The sequence below is a fragment of the Halomonas pelophila genome, from assembly GCF_040196315.1.
Classification (GTDB): Bacteria; Pseudomonadota; Gammaproteobacteria; order Pseudomonadales; family Halomonadaceae; genus Halomonas; species Halomonas pelophila.
Map to the genome: position 1 here is coordinate 13,743 of NZ_JBEGCI010000009.1, position 18,082 is coordinate 31,824.

19 protein-coding genes are annotated in these 18,082 nt (G+C 68.0%); 9 read left to right on the top strand and 10 right to left on the bottom strand.

Going from position 1 to position 18,082, the window contains the following annotated elements; all coding sequences use genetic code 11:
• Positions 1-9 precede the first annotated feature (9 nt).
• The 3 genes from ABE957_RS11115 (at position 10) to mltF (ending at position 3,117) form a co-directional block, all read left to right on the top strand.
• A complete protein-coding gene (locus ABE957_RS11115; protein ID WP_349758763.1) occupies positions 10-954 on the top strand; it encodes an aldo/keto reductase in 945 nt (314 codons plus the stop codon).
• A gap of 3 nt (positions 955-957) precedes the next feature.
• Positions 958-1,641, top strand: coding sequence for a DUF6064 family protein (locus tag ABE957_RS11120; RefSeq protein WP_349758764.1), 684 nt, complete (start codon positions 958-960; stop codon positions 1,639-1,641).
• An 84-nt stretch (positions 1,642-1,725) separates the two neighbouring features.
• A complete protein-coding gene (mltF, locus tag ABE957_RS11125) occupies positions 1,726-3,117 on the top strand; it encodes a membrane-bound lytic murein transglycosylase MltF (RefSeq protein WP_349758765.1) in 1,392 nt (463 codons plus the stop codon).
• A 15-nt stretch (positions 3,118-3,132) separates the two neighbouring features.
• Here mltF and ABE957_RS11130 read toward each other — a convergent pair whose 3' ends face one another.
• Entirely contained in the window at positions 3,133-3,747 is a 615-nt protein-coding gene (locus ABE957_RS11130; RefSeq protein ID WP_349758766.1) for a LysE/ArgO family amino acid transporter, read from the bottom strand.
• A 135-nt stretch (positions 3,748-3,882) separates the two neighbouring features.
• On the opposite strand from ABE957_RS11130, the gene ABE957_RS11135 reads away from it, so the two are divergent.
• Both ABE957_RS11135 and ABE957_RS11140 read left to right on the top strand, forming a co-directional pair.
• Positions 3,883-4,752 (top strand): LysR family transcriptional regulator ArgP, encoded by an 870-nt coding sequence (locus ABE957_RS11135; RefSeq protein WP_349758767.1) that lies wholly within the window; start codon positions 3,883-3,885, stop codon positions 4,750-4,752.
• A 194-nt stretch (positions 4,753-4,946) separates the two neighbouring features.
• Positions 4,947-5,258: a hypothetical protein gene (locus tag ABE957_RS11140; protein ID WP_349758768.1), complete on the top strand. Its 312-nt coding sequence runs from the start codon at positions 4,947-4,949 to the stop codon at positions 5,256-5,258.
• A 115-nt stretch (positions 5,259-5,373) separates the two neighbouring features.
• Here ABE957_RS11140 and ABE957_RS11145 read toward each other — a convergent pair whose 3' ends face one another.
• Positions 5,374-5,988 (bottom strand): LysE/ArgO family amino acid transporter, encoded by a 615-nt coding sequence (locus ABE957_RS11145; protein WP_349758769.1) that lies wholly within the window; start codon positions 5,986-5,988, stop codon positions 5,374-5,376.
• Positions 5,989-6,239: 251 nt separating this feature from the next.
• Between ABE957_RS11145 and ABE957_RS11150 the strand changes: the two genes are divergently transcribed.
• Together ABE957_RS11150 and ABE957_RS11155 are read left to right on the top strand one after the other, a co-directional pair.
• On the top strand, positions 6,240-7,238 hold the full coding sequence (locus tag ABE957_RS11150) for an NADP-dependent oxidoreductase (RefSeq protein ID WP_349758770.1): 999 nt from the start codon (positions 6,240-6,242) through the stop codon (positions 7,236-7,238).
• Positions 7,239-7,374: 136 nt separating this feature from the next.
• Positions 7,375-7,590 (top strand): TIGR02450 family Trp-rich protein, encoded by a 216-nt coding sequence (locus tag ABE957_RS11155; RefSeq protein WP_349758771.1) that lies wholly within the window; start codon positions 7,375-7,377, stop codon positions 7,588-7,590.
• 4 nt (positions 7,591-7,594) lie between these two features.
• Here the strand turns inward: ABE957_RS11155 and ABE957_RS11160 are convergent, their stop codons facing one another.
• From ABE957_RS11160 to ABE957_RS11190, 7 genes are all read right to left on the bottom strand, one after another.
• Positions 7,595-8,137, bottom strand: coding sequence for a hypothetical protein (locus tag ABE957_RS11160; RefSeq protein ID WP_349758772.1), 543 nt, complete (start codon positions 8,135-8,137; stop codon positions 7,595-7,597).
• Positions 8,138-8,397: 260 nt separating this feature from the next.
• Complete coding sequence (locus tag ABE957_RS11165) at positions 8,398-9,966, bottom strand: glutamate synthase-related protein (RefSeq protein WP_349758773.1); 1,569 nt, start codon at positions 9,964-9,966, stop codon at positions 8,398-8,400.
• Between the two features lie 158 nt (positions 9,967-10,124).
• Complete coding sequence (locus tag ABE957_RS11170; protein WP_349758774.1) at positions 10,125-10,466, bottom strand: thioredoxin family protein; 342 nt, start codon at positions 10,464-10,466, stop codon at positions 10,125-10,127.
• Complete coding sequence (locus ABE957_RS11175) at positions 10,463-11,443, bottom strand: putative RNA methyltransferase (RefSeq protein ID WP_349758775.1); 981 nt, start codon at positions 11,441-11,443, stop codon at positions 10,463-10,465. Before ABE957_RS11175 ends, ABE957_RS11170 begins: the two co-directional genes overlap by 4 nt.
• Entirely contained in the window at positions 11,440-12,726 is a 1,287-nt protein-coding gene (locus tag ABE957_RS11180; protein WP_349758776.1) for a dicarboxylate/amino acid:cation symporter, read from the bottom strand. The genes ABE957_RS11175 and ABE957_RS11180 overlap by 4 nt, the downstream gene beginning before the upstream one ends.
• Positions 12,727-12,798: 72 nt before the next feature.
• Entirely contained in the window at positions 12,799-13,668 is an 870-nt protein-coding gene (yghU, locus tag ABE957_RS11185; protein ID WP_349758777.1) for a glutathione-dependent disulfide-bond oxidoreductase, read from the bottom strand.
• Positions 13,669-13,749: 81 nt separating this feature from the next.
• On the bottom strand, positions 13,750-14,505 hold the full coding sequence (locus ABE957_RS11190) for a TIGR01458 family HAD-type hydrolase (protein ID WP_349758778.1): 756 nt from the start codon (positions 14,503-14,505) through the stop codon (positions 13,750-13,752).
• A gap of 249 nt (positions 14,506-14,754) precedes the next feature.
• Between ABE957_RS11190 and ABE957_RS11195 the strand changes: the two genes are divergently transcribed.
• Entirely contained in the window at positions 14,755-16,371 is a 1,617-nt protein-coding gene (locus ABE957_RS11195) for a sensor domain-containing diguanylate cyclase (RefSeq protein WP_349758779.1), read from the top strand.
• A gap of 108 nt (positions 16,372-16,479) precedes the next feature.
• On the opposite strand, the gene ABE957_RS11200 is transcribed toward ABE957_RS11195, so the two are convergent.
• Complete coding sequence (locus tag ABE957_RS11200; protein ID WP_349758780.1) at positions 16,480-16,926, bottom strand: DUF6789 family protein; 447 nt, start codon at positions 16,924-16,926, stop codon at positions 16,480-16,482.
• Between the two features lie 664 nt (positions 16,927-17,590).
• On the opposite strand from ABE957_RS11200, the gene ABE957_RS11205 reads away from it, so the two are divergent.
• A complete protein-coding gene (locus ABE957_RS11205; RefSeq protein WP_349758781.1) occupies positions 17,591-18,025 on the top strand; it encodes a c-type cytochrome in 435 nt (144 codons plus the stop codon).
• Positions 18,026-18,082: the final 57 nt, after the last annotated feature.

Sequence of the window (18,082 nt, forward strand, 5' to 3'; positions counted from 1 at the left end):
GAGCGCCCCATGGCCCTGCCGCATCCGCCTCGCCTCCCCCTGTCCCGCCGCCGGCTGCTGCGCGGCCTGTTCGCCGCGGCGGCCGCTTCGGCGCTGCCCGGCGCCGGCGCCCTGGCGCAGTCGGCAGAGCCACTGACCCGCACGCTGCCCGGCACCGACGTGGCGCTGCCGAGGGTCGGCCTCGGCAGCTGGATCACCTTCAACGTCGGCGACGATCCGCTGCTGCTCGAAGCGTGCACCGCGGTCATGGCGGCCTTCTTCGCCGCGGGAGGGCGCCTGATCGACTCCTCGCCGATGTACGGCACGTCCCAGGCGACGATCGGCCACGCCCTGAAGCGACTCGAGGCCGTCGAGCGCGTCTACGCCGCCGACAAGGTCTGGACCTCGAGTCGCGACGAGGGGCCGGCGCAGATCGAGGCCTCCCGCCAGGCCTGGGGAGTGCCGCGCTTCGACCTGCTGCAGGTCCACAACCTGCGGGGCTGGGAAGGGCACCTCGAGACCCTGCAGGCGATGCAGGCGGCCGGCGAGGTGCGACACCTCGGCATCACCACCTCCCACGGGCGCCGCCACGACGAGGTCGAGCACATCATGCGCCGCGTGCCGCTGGACAGCGTCCAGCTCACCTACAACATCGTCGACCGCGAGGCCGAACAGCGCCTGCTGCCGCTGGCCCGGGAGCGCGGCATCGGCGTGATCGCCAACCGCCCCTTCCAGCGCAAGCGCCTGATCCGGCGCCTGGCGGGCACGCCGCTGCCGCCCTGGGCCGCCGAGATCGGGGCCGAGAGCTGGGCGCAGTTCATCCTCAAGTTCATCATCTCCCACCCGGCGATCACCTGCGCCATCCCCGCCACCACCCGGGTCGAGCATGTGCGCGAGAATCTCGCGGCCGCCCGCGAGCCGCTGCCCGACGAGGCGATGCGCCGGCGCATGGCCGAGCACGTCCGGGGACTCTAGGACATGGGCACCAGCGCCTGGTGGACCTATCGCCCCGAGGACCTGCTGATGGTCTCGCCGCGGGTCTACGCGCGGCTGTTCGAGCTGCACAACCAGGCGCTGTGGCCCGCCCAGCCGCTCGCCCTGGCGCTGGGTGTCGTCGCCCTGGCGGTCCTGCTGCGTCCCGGCCCGCAGGGCACTCGCCTGCTCCTCATGCTGCTGGCCGTGGCCTGGGCCTTCGTCGCCTGGGCCTTCCTGTGGCAGCGCTACGCCCCGATCCACTGGGGCATGGCCTATGTCGCCCCGCTGTTCGGCCTCCAGGCGCTGCTGCTGGCGGGCCTGGGCACGCTGCGCGCAGGGCTCCACCTGCCGCGACGGTGGAGCGTGCCGCGAGGCCTCGGCATCGGGCTGTTCGCCTATGCCCTGCTCCTGCATCCGCTGGTCGCCCCGGCGGCGGGACGCGGCTTCGCCGGCGCCGAGATCCTCGGGCTCACCCCCGACCCGCTCGCCATCGCCACGCTGGGCGTGATGGCCATGGCCGAACCGGCCCGTCGCGCCTGGGCGCTGCTGGCCCTTCCCGCGCTCTGGTGCCTGCAGAGCGGGCTCACCCTGGAGACCCTCGGCGAGCCCGGCGCCTGGCTGGCGCCGCTGGCCGTCGCCGCGGCGCTGGCGGCGCGGTGGTGGCCAGCGCCTGCCACGCTGCGTTGACTCGCCCCGGCCGGACGCCGCGACGAGGCTGTTAAGCTATTACTCATCTTATGGTTTCGCTTCGCCGATCAGGAGTTATCGCCCATGCCCAGGTTCCGCCTGCTGATCGCTCTCCTGCCGCTGGCCTTGCTCCAGGCCTGCGGCCAGGGTGAGCTCGCGCCGCCCGAACCCGGTGAGACGCTCAGGGTGGCCACCCGCAACGCCGCCACCACCTACTACCTCGACCGCCGTCAGGAGCCGGCCGGCCCCGAACACGACCTGGTCGAAGGCTTCGCCGAGGCCAACGGCTGGCGGGTCGAGTGGGTACCGCTGGGCTCCACCGCCGAGGTGCTCCAGGCCCTGGAGGGCGACACGGTCGACCTGGCCGCCGCCGGCCTGACTCACCTGCCCTCGCGTGACGAGCGCTTCCGCCAGGGGCCGACCCACACCGACGTCGTCGAGCAGCTGGTGTGCCATCGCGAGATGCGCCCGATGCCCCGCGAGGTGGAGGAGATGGCCGACGTCGAGATCCGCGTCACGGCGGACTCCAGCTACACGGAACGGCTCGAGAGCCTCTCCAACGATCACACCGGAATCACCTACGCGGAGGATCCGCGTACCACCGAGATGCTGCTGGCCGCGGTGGCCGAGCGACAGATCGACTGCACCCTGGCCGACTCCAACATCGTGCAGGTGGTGCGCCGCCACTTCCCGCATCTGGAGGTCGCCCTGAACCTGACCCGTGGCGATCGGCTGGGCTGGTACCTGCCCGCCGGGCACCAGGCCCTCGCCGCGCAGGCCCGGGAGTGGATGGCAAGCCCCGAGGGCGAGGCCAGCGTCGAGACGATGCAGCACCGCTACTACGACTACATCGGCGATTTCGACTTCGTCGACCTGCGGGCCCTGAACCGGCGCATCGAGGATCGCCTGCCCTCGCTGCTGACCCACTTCTTCTCCGCCGCCGAGGAGACCGGCATGCCCGCCGATCTGCTCGCCGCCCTGGCCTACCAGGAGTCGCACTGGGATCCGCGCGCCGTCTCCCCCACCGGGGTGCGCGGCATCATGATGCTGACCCAGAACACCGCCAAGTCACTGGGTGTCGCCAATCGCCTGGATCCGGCCGAGGCCATCGACGGCGGCGCCCGCTATCTGGCCGACCGGCATGACCGGCTGCCCGACACCATCCCCGAACCGGACCGCACCTACCTGGCACTGGCCAGCTACAACATCGGCCGCGGCCACCTGCTGGACGCCCGGCAGCTGGCCCGCGAGCTCGGCAAGGACCCGGACTCCTGGGCCGACATGCGAGAGGTGCTGCCGCTCAAGGCCGACAAGCGCTACTACCCCCAGACCCGCTACGGCTATGCCCGGGGCTACGAGCCGGTGCACTACGTGCAGCGGATCCGCAACTACCTGGACGTGATCAGCGCCGCGGTGGAGTGGCTTCCCCTGGAATCCCAGGACGCCGAGGACGAGAGCCTCACCCAGCAAGGCTAGGCCAGGCGGCCTCGCTCAGACCGTCGCGGGGGAATTGATGGCCAGGTGCACGGCGATGACCGCCATCATCACGCCGATGGTGCCGTCGATCGCCCGCCAGGCCAGCGGCCGGGAGAGCCAGGGCGAGAGCGCCGCACCGCCCCAGGCCAGCAAGCTGAACCAGAGGATCGAAGCGGTGACCGCCCCGGCCACGAAGGTGGCGGCGCTCTGCTGCTGGGCACCGATGGAAGGAATCAGCAGCAGGGTATCCAGGTAGACCTGGGGATTGAGCAGGGTGACCGCGAGGGTGGCGAGCAGCACGCGCCTCGGGCTACTCTCGCCCGCCCCGCCGACGGAGAGCCCCTGACGGCCGCTGGCGGCGCGGAAGAAGGCCTGGGCCGCCAGCCAGGCGAGAAAGACCACGCCCAGCCAGCGCAGCGCCTCCAGCGCACTCGGCATGCTCAAAAGCACCGCGCTGACGCCGAACATCCCGGCCATGAGCAGCAGCGCATCGGTGCTCATGCAGAGCCCCGCCGACCACCAGTGATGCTCACGGCGCACGGCCACTCCCAGCACGTAGGCATTCTGCGCGCCGATGGCGACGATGATGCCGCCGCACACCACAAGCCCGGTGAGATAGCTCTCCAGCATCGCGTTTCCCCCTCCTGGTTCCCATCGAGAGGGGCCAGCATAGCGACGCCTCGACATGCCGGAAAATCATCCTGTTAATATCACATCAGTTTTACTTATACCGAACGTCTCTCACGAGTACCCGAAGGAGGGCCGATGCTGGACTACAAGCTGCTCCAGGCGCTGGCCACGGTGATCGAGTGCGGCGGCTTCGAGCGCGCCGGCGAACAGCTGGGCCTCTCGCAGTCGGCGGTCTCCCAGCGAATCAAGGCGCTGGAGGTCCGCCTGGGACAGCCGGTGCTGATCCGCCACCCACGGCTCGCCCCTACCCCCGCGGGCCAGCGGCTGCTCAACCATGTCCAGCAGGTGCAGCTGCTGGAGCGCGACCTGCGCACGACGCTGCCGACCCTGGAGGAGGCCGCGCCGCGCCTGCGCATCGCCCTCAATGCCGATAGCCTGGCCACCTGGTGGGCCGAGGCCGTGGGCGACTTCTGCCGGGCCAAGGGCCTGCTGCTGGACCTGGTGGTCGAGGATCAGGACGTGGGGCTCAAGCGGCTGCGCGACGGGGAGGTGGCGGCCTGCCTCTGCGCCAGCGACCGTCCCATCGCCGGGGCCCGCTGCGTGCCGCTGGGCACCATGGTCTACCACCCCTACGCCACCCCGGCCTACCTCGCCCGCCACTTCCCGGACGGGCCGACGGCCGAAGCCTTCCGCCGCGCCCCGGCCATCGTCTACGGCCCCCATGACCAGCTGCAGCACCGTTTCCTGGCGAGCTGCGGCTACCATGGCCGCTTTCCCTACCACCTCTGCCCCTCGTCGGAGGGCTTCGTGAGCCTGACGCTCGCCGGCATGGGCTACGGCATGATGCCGCGCATGCAGGTGGCGCCGCTGGTGACGGAAGGCCGGCTGGCCAGCATCGCCCCGGAGCGGGCGCTGTCCGTCCCGCTTTTCTGGCACTTCTGGCGACACAGCGGCGAGGTACTGGAGCAGCTGACCAGGGTGCTGAGCAAGATCCAGCTCGAGTGAGTCACGGCTCGAGTGAGCCCCAGCTCGAGTGAGCCCCGACGCCAACCGCCCCGAGGCCCCGACCGTTCGGTGTCTCCCATGGCGGCAGCGATGGTCAGTCGAGCGAAAGCCTGTATGATGATCGAGCAACACTTTTCACCGCAGGGAGCAGCAGACACGATCGATCATTCTTTCCAGCCAGCACGGGAGGTTCTATGAAGGTCTACAAACCTGAATGGCAGTGCACGTTTAGCGTCAACGAGGGCATGGAAGAATCCGCCAGCTGGAAACAGCGAATGGCCTGGCGCTTCAGGGCCTTCGCCGATCGGCTGGATGGCGGTGGTAGAACGCTGAAGATTGACTGCAACGTGACCCCCGAAGTGAGCCGCGAGGACGTCGATACCTGCCTGGAGAAGGGCTTCGCCGTGACCCAGGGCCTGCTGATCCAGCTCGCCCATCAGGCCGCCTGCGAGAACGTCATGCGCGATGCCAAGGCGGAACTCTTCGAGGAACAGCCTCAACGCTGAGGCCATGAGCACGGTGCTGCGCTCACCGCACCCCATTCGGCTCTCGCCGGATGGGGTGTTTTCGTTTCGAAGCGCCGCGCCTGGTCGAAGCCCCCCGCTCGTCCACCGGCCGCCGCTAGTCAAAAAAACGCGACTCGCGAGCCAGGTGCACGGCGATGCCCACCATCATGATGCCGGTCACGGTCTCGATGGCGCGCCACGCCACCGGTCGGCACAGCCAGTGGGAGAGCCGGGCGCCGCCCCAGGCCAGCAGCGCGAACCAGGCGACCGATGCGGTGACGGCCCCCAGCATGAAGACCGTGGCGCTCTTGAGATGGATACCCACCGAGGGGATGACCAGCAGGGTCTCCAGATAGACCTGGGGATTGACCAGGGTGACCGCGGCCGTCGCCAGCAGCACCTGGCGACGGCTGCGCATCCTGGCCTGCGTCGAGACCAGCCGATCATTGCCGCTGATCGCTCGCCACAGGGCCTGGGCGCCGAGCACGGCGAGAAACGCCACCCCCAGCCAGCGCATCACCTCCATGGTCAGGGGCAGGGCCAGCAGCATGGCGCTGATCCCGAACATCCCGGCGCCGAGCAGCAGCACGTCACTGCCGATGCACAGCCCCGCCGACCACCAGTGGTGCTGTCGCCGGATCGCCTGGCCGAGCAGATAGGCGTTCTGGGCACCGATGGAGGCGATCAGTCCACCGTTCAGCGCCACTCCAGTGATATAGCTCTCCAGCATGTTGTGCGCCTTCCCAGCGAGGTGGCCGACGCCCGGCTCGGGCGCGGCCACCTCAGGCTAGTCGAGCCGGCCCGTTGCGCCAGGATTTACCTGACTCTCCCGTGCCGCATCGCCCGCCGACGGTGGGTCACGCGATGCTATCCCAGCGCGATCGCGACGCGAGTCGCATACGGCTTGGCGCGCCCGACGTTCTGAATTAGACTGGTCGTCTAGTACGACACGTACCCCCGCACACCGACAGGAGTCGCACGATGCAATCCCGCTTCTTCACCATCAACGATCATCCCCAGGGCACGCCGGCCCGCGAGCTGTTCGAGCTGCATGAGCAGGCGCTGCCCGCCCTCGCCGAGGGCGAGGTACGCGTCCATAACAGCTGGCTCTCGGTAGACCCCTACATGCGCGGCCGCATGAACGGCGTGACCACCTACATCGAGCCGTTCGAACTGAACGCGCCGCTGGGAGGCGCGGCCATCGGCGAGGTCATTGAATCCCGTGATGCGAGCTTCCCGGTGGGTACCAAGGTGCGCCACATGGACGGCTGGCGCGACATCGCCCAGCTGCCCGCTGATCAGCTGGAGACCCTGCCCGCCTTCGAGGTGCCGGAACAGGCCTACCTGGGCGTGCTCGGCATGCCGGGCATGACCGCCTGGACCGGCCTCAACCGCATCGCCGAGATGCAGGAAGGCGACAACGTGCTGGTCAGCGGCGCCGCCGGCGCGGTGGGCTCGCTGGCCGTGCAGCTGGCCAAGGCCAAGGGCGGCACCGTGGTCGGCATCGCCGGCTCCCAGGAGAAGCTCGACTGGCTCGAGGCGCGTGGCGTCAAGGCCGTCAGCTACAAGGGCAAGAATGCCGCCCAGCTCACCGCGGCCCTCAACGAGGCCTGCCCCGAGGGCTTCGACGTCTACTACGAGAACGTCGGCGGCACCTGCCTGGAGGCGGCGCTGAACACCCTGAGGGTCGGCGCGCGCATCGCCGTGTGCGGCATGATCGCCCGCTACAACGAGGACACCCCGAGCGCCGGGCCGGGCAACCTGGCGATGATCCTGATTCGCCGCGCCCGCATGCAGGGCTTCATCGTCTTCGATCACTGGGACCACTACCCGCAGTTCCTCGAGGAGGTCGGCCCGCAGGTCGAGAACGGCCAGATCGACTACGAGGAGACCATCGAGGATGGCCTCGAGCGCACCCCGGACGCCTTCCTCAAGCTGTTCGAGGGCGCCAACCGCGGCAAGATGCTGGTCAGGCTCTGATCCGTACCGCCCGACCTCGACGCGCCACGGGGGCGCCGGCCAGGCCGGCGCCCCCGTTGCTTTGGCCCACCCGGGCTGGAATCCTTGAGACACTCCCCTTTCCGCTATGCTCGCCCCCTGCCCCGAGGAGACGGCCATGAACGCCATCAACCCCGAGAAGCTCCACCATAGCAAGTGGACCGCCGTGCAGCCGAGTCACAAGGAGAAGCACTTCCTGGTGACGAAGCTCGTGCGCGACGAGGAGGAGACCGTGGTCGAGGTGGTCCTCGAGGCGGTCTACACCCACCGCGAGACCACCCTGCCCTGGCAGGCCCTCAAGGACGACGCCACCTGGCGGATGGGCTGGCGCTGAGCGTTCAGCGATCCGCCGCGTCGTCCCGTTCGTCCTCCTCCGATACCCGGGAGGTGACCTTGCTGATCAACTGGGGCACGAAACGCTCGGTGAAGCCCGCCACGAAGGACCAGAACAGCAGCTTGGCGAGATCCGGTCCCGAGCTCGGATAGGTGTCACGGAAGATGCGCAACATGAAGTCCTCTCCCTCCGGTATATCCTCCCGCGTGGGGAACGAGAAGGCGGGAAAGAGATCGCCCGCGACGATGCCGGACAGGAACAGCAGGTAGAGCACCAGGGCGAACACCCCGCCGAAGATGGGCACCAGCAGGATCTGGAACCAGGAGGCATCCAGCAGCACGAGCTCCTCTTCCGTGACCTTGTTGAGGCGCTGCTGGATACTGACGAACCCGCCGATGATGACGCACAGGGGCACCGCCCAGGTCACCAGGAAGCGCTGGTTCTGGTAGAAGGTCAGCGCGAAGATCACCCCGAGCACGGCGACCGCCACCGTGGTCATGATGATCAGGCGCCGGGTGATGGAATGGATATGCCGGATGCGCTCCAAGAGGCGGCCTCCGAGCCCGGATCCCCGGGCCATGACGGCGAGGATCGGGAAACCCGATCCGCTGCCTTGACGATAGCCGGCCTGCCCGGCTCCCACCACGAGGAGAAAGCTCGCCCAGCCTCTGAGGGGCCTCACCCGGCTTGCCGAGAGCCCTCCCCCATGACCACCCAAGACGCCAGCCATATCCTCGCCAGCTGCATGGCGCAGACACGGGTATGGACGAGGGGCCCGTCGTTCACCACGCGGGCAGAAGCTCCGCCTCAGCCGCGCGGATCCATCACCCCGGCAAAGCGCACCCCGCTGAGCAGGGCCATCTCGCGCTGCCAGGTAGCGAGGTCCTCGCGATTGAACTGATCCAGGCGGTGGTGACCGCAGGCCCGCGCCAGCACCTGCATCAGCGAGACGGAGGCCTCGAGGAAGGTCTGCAGCTGGCGGGCGGACTTGTCGACGTTGAGCCGCTGGCGCAGGTCCTGGCGCTGGGTAGCGATGCCGGCAGGACAGTTGTTGGTATTGCAGATCCGGGCGGCCACGCAGCCGATCGACTGGATGGCGCTGTTGGCGATGGCGATGCCGTCGGCGCCGAGCGCCATGGCCTTGACGAAGTCGCTCGGCACCCGCAGTCCGCCGGTGACGATCAGAGTGACGCGGCCGCTGGCGCCCTGCTCGTCGAGGTGGCGCCGGGCCCGCGCCAGGGCCGGAATGGTGGGCACGCTGATGTGGTCGCGAAAGAGCGTCGGGGCCGCCCCGGTGGCGCCGCCGCGACCGTCGAGGATGAGGTAGTCGGCGCCGGCGTCGAGCGCGAACTGGATGTCCCGTTCGATATGGTTGGCGCTGAGCTTGAAGCCGATCGGGATGCCGCCGCTGAGCTCGCGCACCCGATCGGCAAAGTGGCGGAAGTCGGCGACCGAGTGCAGGTCCTCGAAGGTCGGCGGCGATTCGGCCGGCTCGCCCTCCGGGATGCCGCGCACCTCGGCGATCCTGGCGGTGTTCTTGTTGCCCGGCAGGAAGCCGCCGGTGCCGGTCTTGGCGCCCTGCCCGCCCTTGAAGTGGAAGGCCTGGACCCTCTCGAGCAGCGCCTCATCGTAGCCGAACTTGGCGCTGGCGAGTTCGAAGAAGTAGCGCGAGTTCTCCTGCTGCTCCTCGGGCAGCATGCCCCCTTCGCCTGAACAGATGCCGGTGCCGGCCCGCTCGGCCCCGCGGGCCAGGGCGATCTTGGCCTCCTCGGAGAGGGCGCCGAAGCTCATGTCCGAGACCAGTAGCGGCATGGCAAGCGTCAGCGGCTTCTTGGCCTCGGGGCCGATGACCAGTTCGGTGGCGACCTCGGCCTCCTCCCCGAGCGGCTGGGTCGCCAGCTGGGCCGCCATGATCTGCAGGTCGTCCCAGTGCGGCAGGGTATGGCGCGGCACGCCCATGGCGGCGATCGGACCGTGGTGACCCATCTGCTCGAGCCCCTCGCGGGCCAGCCGATGGATGAAGGCCACCGTGGGCTCCTCCTCGGTGGCCTTGGCCTTGGGCGCCTGGTCGGACTCTTTCGCTTCGTCCGACTCGCCGCCTTCGTCTTCGGGGCCTTCCTGCCCCACCTGGTCATCGCTGAAGCGCGCATGGGTCCCGTCGCAGTAGGGGGCATCGGCGGTGTGCTTGCAGCGACACAGGGTGGCCTCGCCGTCCTGTTCGGCCACGAAGCTCAGGGGCGTGAAACCCGTGCCGGCGTGGGAACCATCGCAGAATGGCTGTTTGGCCGAGCGTCCGCAGCGGCAGAACGCGTACTCCTTGCCTTTGGTCAGGGTCACGGTCGCGGGCGAGTTGGCGGCTATCACGGGCTTGTTCATGGGCACGGGCTCCTCGATCGGCGAATCGACGCTACCTGCCAAGATAGTCACCGACCGCGACCGGCGAAAACCCCGCGGCCTCGATGTGCCCGATCGGCCCTGGCTATCGATCCCGGTTATCGATCCGGCTATCGACTCCGAGCACAGACGCCAGCGCTCTAGTCGTGCGCCGCGAACCGCGCCGCATAGGGGCGCTGGAGGGCGCGACGCACCTCGGCGAGCGAGAAGGCCCGCACGAAGGTGTCGAACCGCTGCCCCTCGAACCACAGCTCGACCACCGGCAGCGAGAAGACGCGCTGTTGGGCGCACAGCGCCGAGGCCTCGCCCTGGCAATCGACGTAGAGGGCCTCCAGGCGGGGAAACTCGGCGGCCAGCATCGCCGCCAGCCGGGGCTTGATGGCCTGACAGACGCCACAGGCCCGGCCGCCGTAGAGCACCAGCACCGCCGGACGCGCGGCCAGGGTGGCCTCGAGGGCGGCCTGATCCGCGATGGGCGTCACGGCCTCGGATCGCCGGCATCGGGCGCCTGCTCAGGTGACGCGTCAGAGGCATCGGGAGACGAGCCGGGCGCCTCACTGGCACCGCGCACGAAGCGCGTCAGGCGCACCTCCACGGTGACGGTGAGCCGCTCCAGCGCCGCCGCCCGCTCCCGGCCCTCGACGCTGGCGCGATAGAGGTGCGGGGTCATCGCCAGCAGGTCGGCGATGGGCGCGGTGCCCTCGAGCTCGAGGGGGTAGCGCACCGTCTCGGTATCGAGGCGCGTGAAGCCCCCCGGCGCCGGGGGCCGTTCCGTGCGCTCGGGCTTCAGCTCGGGATAGATGATCTCGCGCAGCTCGCGCAGGTGATCCGGCCCGGCCTCGGCCATCAGCAGCACCCCACCGGGCCTCATCACCCGAGCGAACTCCGCGGCCACCGGGAAGCCGAACAGGCACAGCAGCCGATCCAGCGTGCCCGTCTGCACGGGCAGGTGGGCGTTGCTGCCCACCACCCAGCTCGCCGACACGCCCGCCTGCTTGCCCTGCCGGGCGGCGGCGAGCACCGCCCACTTGGAGATATCCAGGCCCAGCAGCGCCAGCGACGGCGTCGCATCGCTTGCCGCGTCGCCCGATCCCTCGGGCTCCTCGTCACAGCTTTCTTCACAAGTGCGGGCCAGCTCGCGCAGGTAGTAACCCTCGCCGCAGCCGGCATCGAGGCAGCTCAGCATGCCCGGTCCCGCCCCCTCCAGCACGGCGCGGCCGACCGCGTCGGCGACCGGCCGATAGTAGCCGGCCTCGAGGAAGCGCTGACGCGCCGCGACCATCGCCTTGCTGTCGCCGGGATCGCGGGAGCGCTTCTGCTGCACCGGCAGCAGATGCACATAGCCCTGGCGGGCGATATCGAAACTGTGCCCGGCGGCGCAGCGCCAGGTGCCATCGCGGCGCTCTAGCGCCTCGCCGTCCAGCGGACAGGCCAGCGCCTCGAAGGGAGTGCTGCTCATGACACGTCACCCTGGCCAGCGGCGGCCACGGTCTGCGGCTCGGCGCGAGAGGCGATACGCTCGCCCTCGCTGCGGCCGATCACGGCGGTGCCGACGAGATCGCCGGTGACGTTGAGCGCCGTGCAGCCCATGCCGACCAGCGCATCGATGGCGGTGAGCAGCGCCACGGCCTCGATGGGCAGGCCGACCTGGGAGAACACCGTGGCGATCATCACGATGCCGGCGCCCGGCACCCCGGCGGTGCCCACCGAGATCAGCGTGCCCACCACCACGATCTGCAGCATGCTCGACCAGTCCAGCGGCGCGCCCATCACGTTGGCGGCGAACACCGCCGAGATGGCGATGCGGATCGCCGCCCCGTCCATGTTCAGCGTCGCGCCCAGCGGCAGGCTGAAGCCGTAGAGGCTGCGCGGCAGGCCCAGGCGGCTCGCGGCGTCCAGGGTCAGCGGCAGGGTGCCGGAGCTGCTCTGGGTGGCGAAGGCGGTGGCCATGGGCGTGCGCGCCTCGCGAAAAAACGCCCGCGCCGGCACGCCGAAGCCCTTGAGCAGGCCAAGATAGACCAGCAGCTGCACGCCCAGCGCAATGTAGAGCACCACCACCATGTCGCCCAGCGACAGCAGGGTCGAAAGGCCCTGTTCGGCGACGGTGCCGACCACGATGGCGAAGACCCCGACCGGCACGACGTGCAGGATGCCGCCCATCACCCGAAGCGTGGCGGCGTTGAGCGCCTCGATCAGCCCATAGAGCTTCTCACCGAGCTCCGCCTGGGACTCGGACTGGCGCATCTTCGCCACGGCCAGGCCAAACACCAGCGCGACGAAGATGATGCCCAGCAGGTCCTGCTCGGCGAAGGCGGCGACGATGTTGTTCGGCACGATGCCGAGCACCACCGAGAGAATGCCGGGGTTATCGGGCACCGACACCGAGCCGGCCCCGGCCAGCGACATGCCCTCCCCCGGCGACAGCAGGCTGGCGACGGCGAGGCCCACGGCGATGGCCAGCGCCGAGGTGGCCAGGTAGAAAAGAAACACCTTGCGGCCGATCCGCCCGAGGCTGCCGGCCCGGCCCTGGTTGATCCCGGCCATCAGGGTAAACAGCACGATGGGCAGGATGATGAACTTCAACAGCCGCATCAGCAGCTCGCCCAGCGGAGCCAGCCAGTCGGCCACCGTGGGCCCGCCGACCAGGCCGACCACCACGCCCAGCACCAGGGCGATGCTCACGCGCAGGATCAGCGAGGCATCGCGATAGCCGTGCCACAGGGGTGTCAGGAGCGTCGACATAGGGACCTCGTCAAAAAGGAAAAGCGCCGCGGACCTTAGGCCCACGGCGCACGGTGTGCAACGACCAGAAGATTAAGAGCTTATAACGTCCTGCGTCTTGTACTCGAAGTCGCTGGCGTCGTGGCGCTCATGCAGCTGCATGGACGGCTCGCCGAAGGTGCGGTTGACCATGCGTCCGCGCTGCACCGCCGGGCGGGCGTCGATCTCCTTGGCCCAGCGCTGCACGTGTTCGTACTCCTGCACCTGCAGAAACTCGCCAGCGCCGTAGATCCGGCCCAGCGCGAGCTGGCCATACCAGGCCCAGTTGGCGATATCGGCGATGGTGTAGGTGTCGCCGGCCAGGTAGCGCGTCTCGGCCAGGCGGCGGTCCAGCACGTCGAGCTGGCGCTTGACCTCCATGGCGTAGCGATCGATGGGGTACTGCAGCGGCTCGGGCGCGTAGGCGTAGAAGTGGCCGAAGCCGCCGCCCAGGAAGGGCGCACTACCCATCTGCCAGAACAGCCAGTTGAGGGTCTCGGTGCGCGCGCCGTGCTCGCTCGGCAGGAACTCGCCGAAGCGCTCGGCCAGATACAGCAGGATGGCGCCGGACTCGAACACCCGCACCGGCTCGTCGCCGCTGCGATCGACCAGCGCCGGGATCTTCGAGTTGGGATTGATCTCGACGAAGCCGCTGCCGAACTGGTCGCCCTCGCCGATGCGGATCAGCCAGGCGTCGTACTCGGCCTCCTGGTGACCGAGCGCCAGCAGCTCCTCGAACATCACCGTGACCTTCACGCCGTTGGGCGTACCCATGGAGTAGAGCTGGAAGGGGTGCTCCCCGACCGACAGCGCCTGCTCGTGGGTGGGCCCGGCGACCGGGCGATTGATGCTGGCGAAGGTGCCGCCGCTGGCCTTCTCCCAGCTCCAGACCTTCGGCGGAGTGTAATCGTTGCCTTGGCTCATGGGCCCTCCTCGGTGGCGAATCGTGTGCTGAGTGTCGATATGGGGACGCGTTAGCCTGCTATCAACCTGCGGCGAGGGAGATCAGGGCGTATCCAGCAGCGCCTCGACCAGCGCGGCCAGGCTGGCCTCGCAGCGGGCCTCGGGCGCCTGGGCCTCGTCGCCCTGGCGATACTTGCCGGAGCGCACCAGGCACGCCGCCAGGCCGACCTGCATGGCGGCGAGCACGTCGCACTCCACGTCGTCGCCCACCATCAGCGCCTCATGGGGTTCCACCCCGGCCTCCTCGAGCACGGCGCGGAAGAAGTCGCCCGAGGGCTTGCCGAGAATACGGGCCTCGGTGCCGGCGGCATACTCCAGGGCACGCACGAAGGGGCCCGCGTCCAGATGCAGGGTGCCTTTCTCGCGAAAGTAGCGATTGGTGCCCACGGCCAGCAGCGGCGCGCCCTCCAGCAGCAGCCGGAAGGCCTCGTCGAGGTGGGCGTAGTCCAGGCGCTGCCCGGCATCGCCGAGCACCACGGCGTTGGGCGCGTCCCCGGGCAGGTCGGCGAACTCCGGCTCGAGGTTCTCGTGGATCAGCAGGTAGGGCGTCAGCCGATGACGCTCGAGATGGCGCCGGATCGCCCCGGGCGCGGTGAAGACCTGCTCCGGCGCCACGTCGAAGCCGAGGCGCTCGAGCTCCTCGCAGACCGCCGCCGAGGTCTTGCGCGAGGTGTTGGTGAGAAAGCGCAGCGCCAGCCCGCTCGCCGTGAGCCGCGCCACCGCCTCCACGGCGCCGGGCAGGGCCTCGCCATCCTCGGTCAACACCCCACTGATATCGAGCAGTACAGCCTTGAGCATCGTCATGTCCTCCGCCGCGCGCCCTGAAAGCCTAGCCGCTCGCGGCTGGCTCGGCCCGGCAACGCGACGAACGTCACTCGGGGCAGCGATCGCCATAACGTTGATCAGGGTCGCGTTAGCGGCGGCGTGGGGTGGCTGCTGCGTCGATCATTCGATGGTAATGTCATCGTTAGCTAATCAAACAAGATCCGCGATGATGGACTGTCTATGGCGGAGACTCACGGCAACCTCCAGGGGCCTTCCGCTCTCATGACCCTCTTCCACGACGCGCCCCACGCGGCCACTTTCGGCGACGACGCCCTGCTCGATCGGCTCCAGACCCCCGTCTGGATCTTCGATATCGAGCAGGAAAGGATGCGCTATGCCAATGCCGCGGCGCTGAGGTTCTGGGAGGCGGACACGCCCCAGGGCCTCTACGCCCGTGACTTCACCTCGACGATGAGCGAGACGACGCGGCGCCGCCTGGCGGATTATCTCCCGCGCCTGGCGAGCGGCGAGGTCATCGACGAACACTGGAGCTTCTACCCTGGGGGCCAGGCCGTCTCGTTGCACTGTCGCTGCAGCCGTGTGGTGATGCGTGATGGGTGCAGCGGCATGCTGGTGGAGGGGGTCGATAGCGCCATCTCCCAGGATGCCTCCAGCCTGCGCGCCCTCGAGGCCGTCAGGCACTCGCCGATGATGGTCTCCGTGTTCGATGGCCAGGGGCGCCTGCTGGTGCGCAACCCGGCCGCCCTCGAGGCGCGCCAGGGGCTCGCCTCCTTCCACGCCTGTTTCACCGACCACGCCCTTGCCGAGCGGCTCCTCCCGCAGCTGGAGGACGAGCCACGCTGCTCGCTGGACGCGATCATGCAGATCAACGGCGGCGAGCGCTGGCATCATGTCGACCTGTGCCGCGCCACCGATCCCCAGACGGGACGGCCGATGATCGTGATGGGCGAACTCGACATCACCTCGCGCAAGACGCTGGAGGCCGCGCAGCTCGTCTCCCGGCGTCAGCTCGAAGTGGTCATCGAGGGGCTGGAACTGGGGCTGCTGCTCGAGGACGAGCATCGCCGGGTCATCGTGGCCAACCAGGCCTTCTGCGACCTCTTCGGGCTCGATGCGTCTCCCGAGAGCCTCGCAGAGCTGAACTGTCGGGAGGCGGCCCACTCCGTCAAGGAGTACTTCACGGAACCGGACGCCTTCGTGGCGCGCATCGAGGAGCTCGTCGTGGAGGGGCGCAAGCAGACCCGCGACCTGCTGACCATGAAGGGCGGCCGCTTCCTCGAGCGCAGCTATACGCCGCTGTTCGTCGCCGATGAGTACCACGGCCACCTCTGGGCATATCGCGACGTCACCCGGCAGAAACGCCAGCAGGCCTACTGGGCCCGTCAGGCCAGCACCGACCCCTTGACCGGGCTGGCCAACCGCCGCTCCTTCGACGACGCCGCCGGCGAGGTCGCCCGATCGGTCGAGCGCGAGGAGATCGAGGCGGCCCTGCTGATGATCGACATCGACCGCTTTAAGGCCATCAACGACAGCCTGGGGCACGCCGAAGGCGACAAGGGCCTGAAGCTCTTGGCGAACACCCTAAAAGACAACCTGCGCCCCAGCGACCTGCCCTGCCGCACCGGCGGGGAGGAGTTCATGGTGATCATGCCCGACATGGCCCCCGAGGAGGCCGAGAGCGTCGCCTGGCGCCTGCAGCGCCAGATCGCCGAGGCCTCGATCGACGCGCAAGAGCTCCCCTTCCACTTCACGGTGAGTATCGGCGTCACCCGCTTTCGTCCGGGCGATGCGAACATTCAGGCCGTGACCCAGCGCGCCGATGCCGCCATGTACCAGGCCAAGCACGAAGGCAGAAACTGCGTGGCAGTTCACTGGTAACCGCGCGCGAGGCTCAGGCAGGCATAAAACCGCCCGCCCCGCCGCCACGGTCCTAACGCGGTCAGGCAGTGATAGCAGCGCCTACCCCTCAGTGCTGCCTCTCCGAGGCTAGACCACGCCCTTCCCCCAGCCGTAGACGGCCCCGATCACCGCCCCGAAGACGAGGTGGGCGATCAGCATGGAGAGCGGTGCCACCAGCCCGAGGCCCAGGCCAAAGAAGCCGGAGCCCGCCAGGGGAAAGACCGTGACCATCACCACCAGCCAGCTGCCTACGCCGAACTCCAGGCCCCGCCGCGTGGGGGTGCGGCCGGGTAGGTAGGGCACCAGCAGCGCGAACAGCAGCCCCCAGATCAGCGTACCCACGGCGAAATGGATGCCCCAGGCCAGCATATGGCTGTCCGGCGTGCCGAGCAGGTCCTGAGCGGCCAGGTTCATGACTTCGATGGGGTCGTACCAGGGGATGATTCCCGCCGCCAGGCGCAGAATCAGGATCAACGAGATGACCAGGGTGGCCGTGAACCCGGCCATCAACCCGCGTAACAGACGATTGCTCATGGCGTCCTCCCGGCTGTCACTGTGTCTTTCAGTGTAGCCACTCGACGAAGGACTAGGCGCCGCGGCCACTCCAGGCTCCTCGCGCCCCGAGTGGATTGCCGATCACCCCAGGACACCGGAGTCAGCCGAACGCTGAAGGAACCCACCCTGTCGGGGTGACGATTCCACGCGATACCTGTACAGCAGGTCTCCGCCACCAGACCCGGCTACACTCGAGCGCAGCCACTGCCCCATGACCACGGCTCGACCGGCAAGCAGGGAAGATCGTTTCTCATCTCCGGTATTAAAATCGCCACACTATGGCGTCAGATCTCGCCGAGAAAATAGCGACACCCCCTTAAATCTTACGCCTGAAAATCATCAGACCATTAATCGGAAAAGGCGACATATTCGCGACCCTTCCGACTATCAAGTTTTGAAAGAAGCTGATTAACAATCACATAGACTATGCCAACGCACGGCAACATATCGAATATAAATCAAACACATTAATCTTAATAAATACGCAAACCCCACCGCTAAAACTTTATTTGCACGCCCCGCCCTCACCAACTATAAATGTAACTAATACACTGAAAATCCAACGATAACTGCATGAGGCTCTGTCACTAGGCTTGTCACACCTCAATCAAAAACCAGCAAATAACAATATAGAGGAACCGCCATGTACACCCATAAAGTCGGCACCTGCTTGACGGCCATCGTGATGAGCTTTTCCTTCTGGATAACTGCTCACGCCCAAGAAGAAAAGGTGGATGTCGGCAAACAGGAATATCTCAACAACTGTGCCGTATGTCACGGCAAGGAAGGCAAGGGCAACGGACCCTTTGCGGAAGTCCTCGAAACACGGGTTCCCGATCTCACCACGCTGGCTCAGAGGAACGACAACGTCTTCCCCATGGCGCGTGTCTACGAAACCATCGAGGGAACGGCCGACGTGCAGGCGCACGGTTCACGAGAAATGCCCATCTGGGGGCAACGATTTGGCATTGAAGCCGCGGAAGAATACTTCGACTTCGAGTACGATGCGGAGGCCGTGATTCGTGCCCGAATACTGGCTGTTGCCGAGTATATCTATCGTCTACAGGCGGCGGAGTAAAACGCTCTCACAACCACGATGCCCTGAATGATCCCCCCTTCCAAGCGGAAAACCTAT

What these genes read in the sequence shown, in the direction of transcription:
- ABE957_RS11115 (WP_349758763.1), top strand. Translation starts at nt 10, where the DNA reads ATGGCCCTGCCGCATCCGCCTCGCCTCCCCCTGTCCCGCCGCCGGCTG.
- ABE957_RS11120 (WP_349758764.1), top strand. Translation starts at nt 958, where the DNA reads ATGGGCACCAGCGCCTGGTGGACCTATCGCCCCGAGGACCTGCTGATG.
- mltF (WP_349758765.1), top strand. Translation starts at nt 1,726, where the DNA reads ATGCCCAGGTTCCGCCTGCTGATCGCTCTCCTGCCGCTGGCCTTGCTC.
- ABE957_RS11130 (WP_349758766.1), bottom strand. Translation starts at nt 3,747, where the DNA reads ATGCTGGAGAGCTATCTCACCGGGCTTGTGGTGTGCGGCGGCATCATC.
- ABE957_RS11135 (WP_349758767.1), top strand. Translation starts at nt 3,883, where the DNA reads ATGCTGGACTACAAGCTGCTCCAGGCGCTGGCCACGGTGATCGAGTGC.
- ABE957_RS11140 (WP_349758768.1), top strand. Translation starts at nt 4,947, where the DNA reads ATGAAGGTCTACAAACCTGAATGGCAGTGCACGTTTAGCGTCAACGAG.
- ABE957_RS11145 (WP_349758769.1), bottom strand. Translation starts at nt 5,988, where the DNA reads ATGCTGGAGAGCTATATCACTGGAGTGGCGCTGAACGGTGGACTGATC.
- ABE957_RS11150 (WP_349758770.1), top strand. Translation starts at nt 6,240, where the DNA reads ATGCAATCCCGCTTCTTCACCATCAACGATCATCCCCAGGGCACGCCG.
- ABE957_RS11155 (WP_349758771.1), top strand. Translation starts at nt 7,375, where the DNA reads ATGAACGCCATCAACCCCGAGAAGCTCCACCATAGCAAGTGGACCGCC.
- ABE957_RS11165 (WP_349758773.1), bottom strand. Translation starts at nt 9,966, where the DNA reads ATGAACAAGCCCGTGATAGCCGCCAACTCGCCCGCGACCGTGACCCTG.
- ABE957_RS11175 (WP_349758775.1), bottom strand. Translation starts at nt 11,443, where the DNA reads ATGAGCAGCACTCCCTTCGAGGCGCTGGCCTGTCCGCTGGACGGCGAG.
- ABE957_RS11180 (WP_349758776.1), bottom strand. Translation starts at nt 12,726, where the DNA reads ATGTCGACGCTCCTGACACCCCTGTGGCACGGCTATCGCGATGCCTCG.
- yghU (WP_349758777.1), bottom strand. Translation starts at nt 13,668, where the DNA reads ATGAGCCAAGGCAACGATTACACTCCGCCGAAGGTCTGGAGCTGGGAG.
- ABE957_RS11190 (WP_349758778.1), bottom strand. Translation starts at nt 14,505, where the DNA reads ATGCTCAAGGCTGTACTGCTCGATATCAGTGGGGTGTTGACCGAGGAT.
- ABE957_RS11195 (WP_349758779.1), top strand. Translation starts at nt 14,755, where the DNA reads ATGACCCTCTTCCACGACGCGCCCCACGCGGCCACTTTCGGCGACGAC.
- ABE957_RS11200 (WP_349758780.1), bottom strand. Translation starts at nt 16,926, where the DNA reads ATGAGCAATCGTCTGTTACGCGGGTTGATGGCCGGGTTCACGGCCACC.
- ABE957_RS11205 (WP_349758781.1), top strand. Translation starts at nt 17,591, where the DNA reads ATGTACACCCATAAAGTCGGCACCTGCTTGACGGCCATCGTGATGAGC.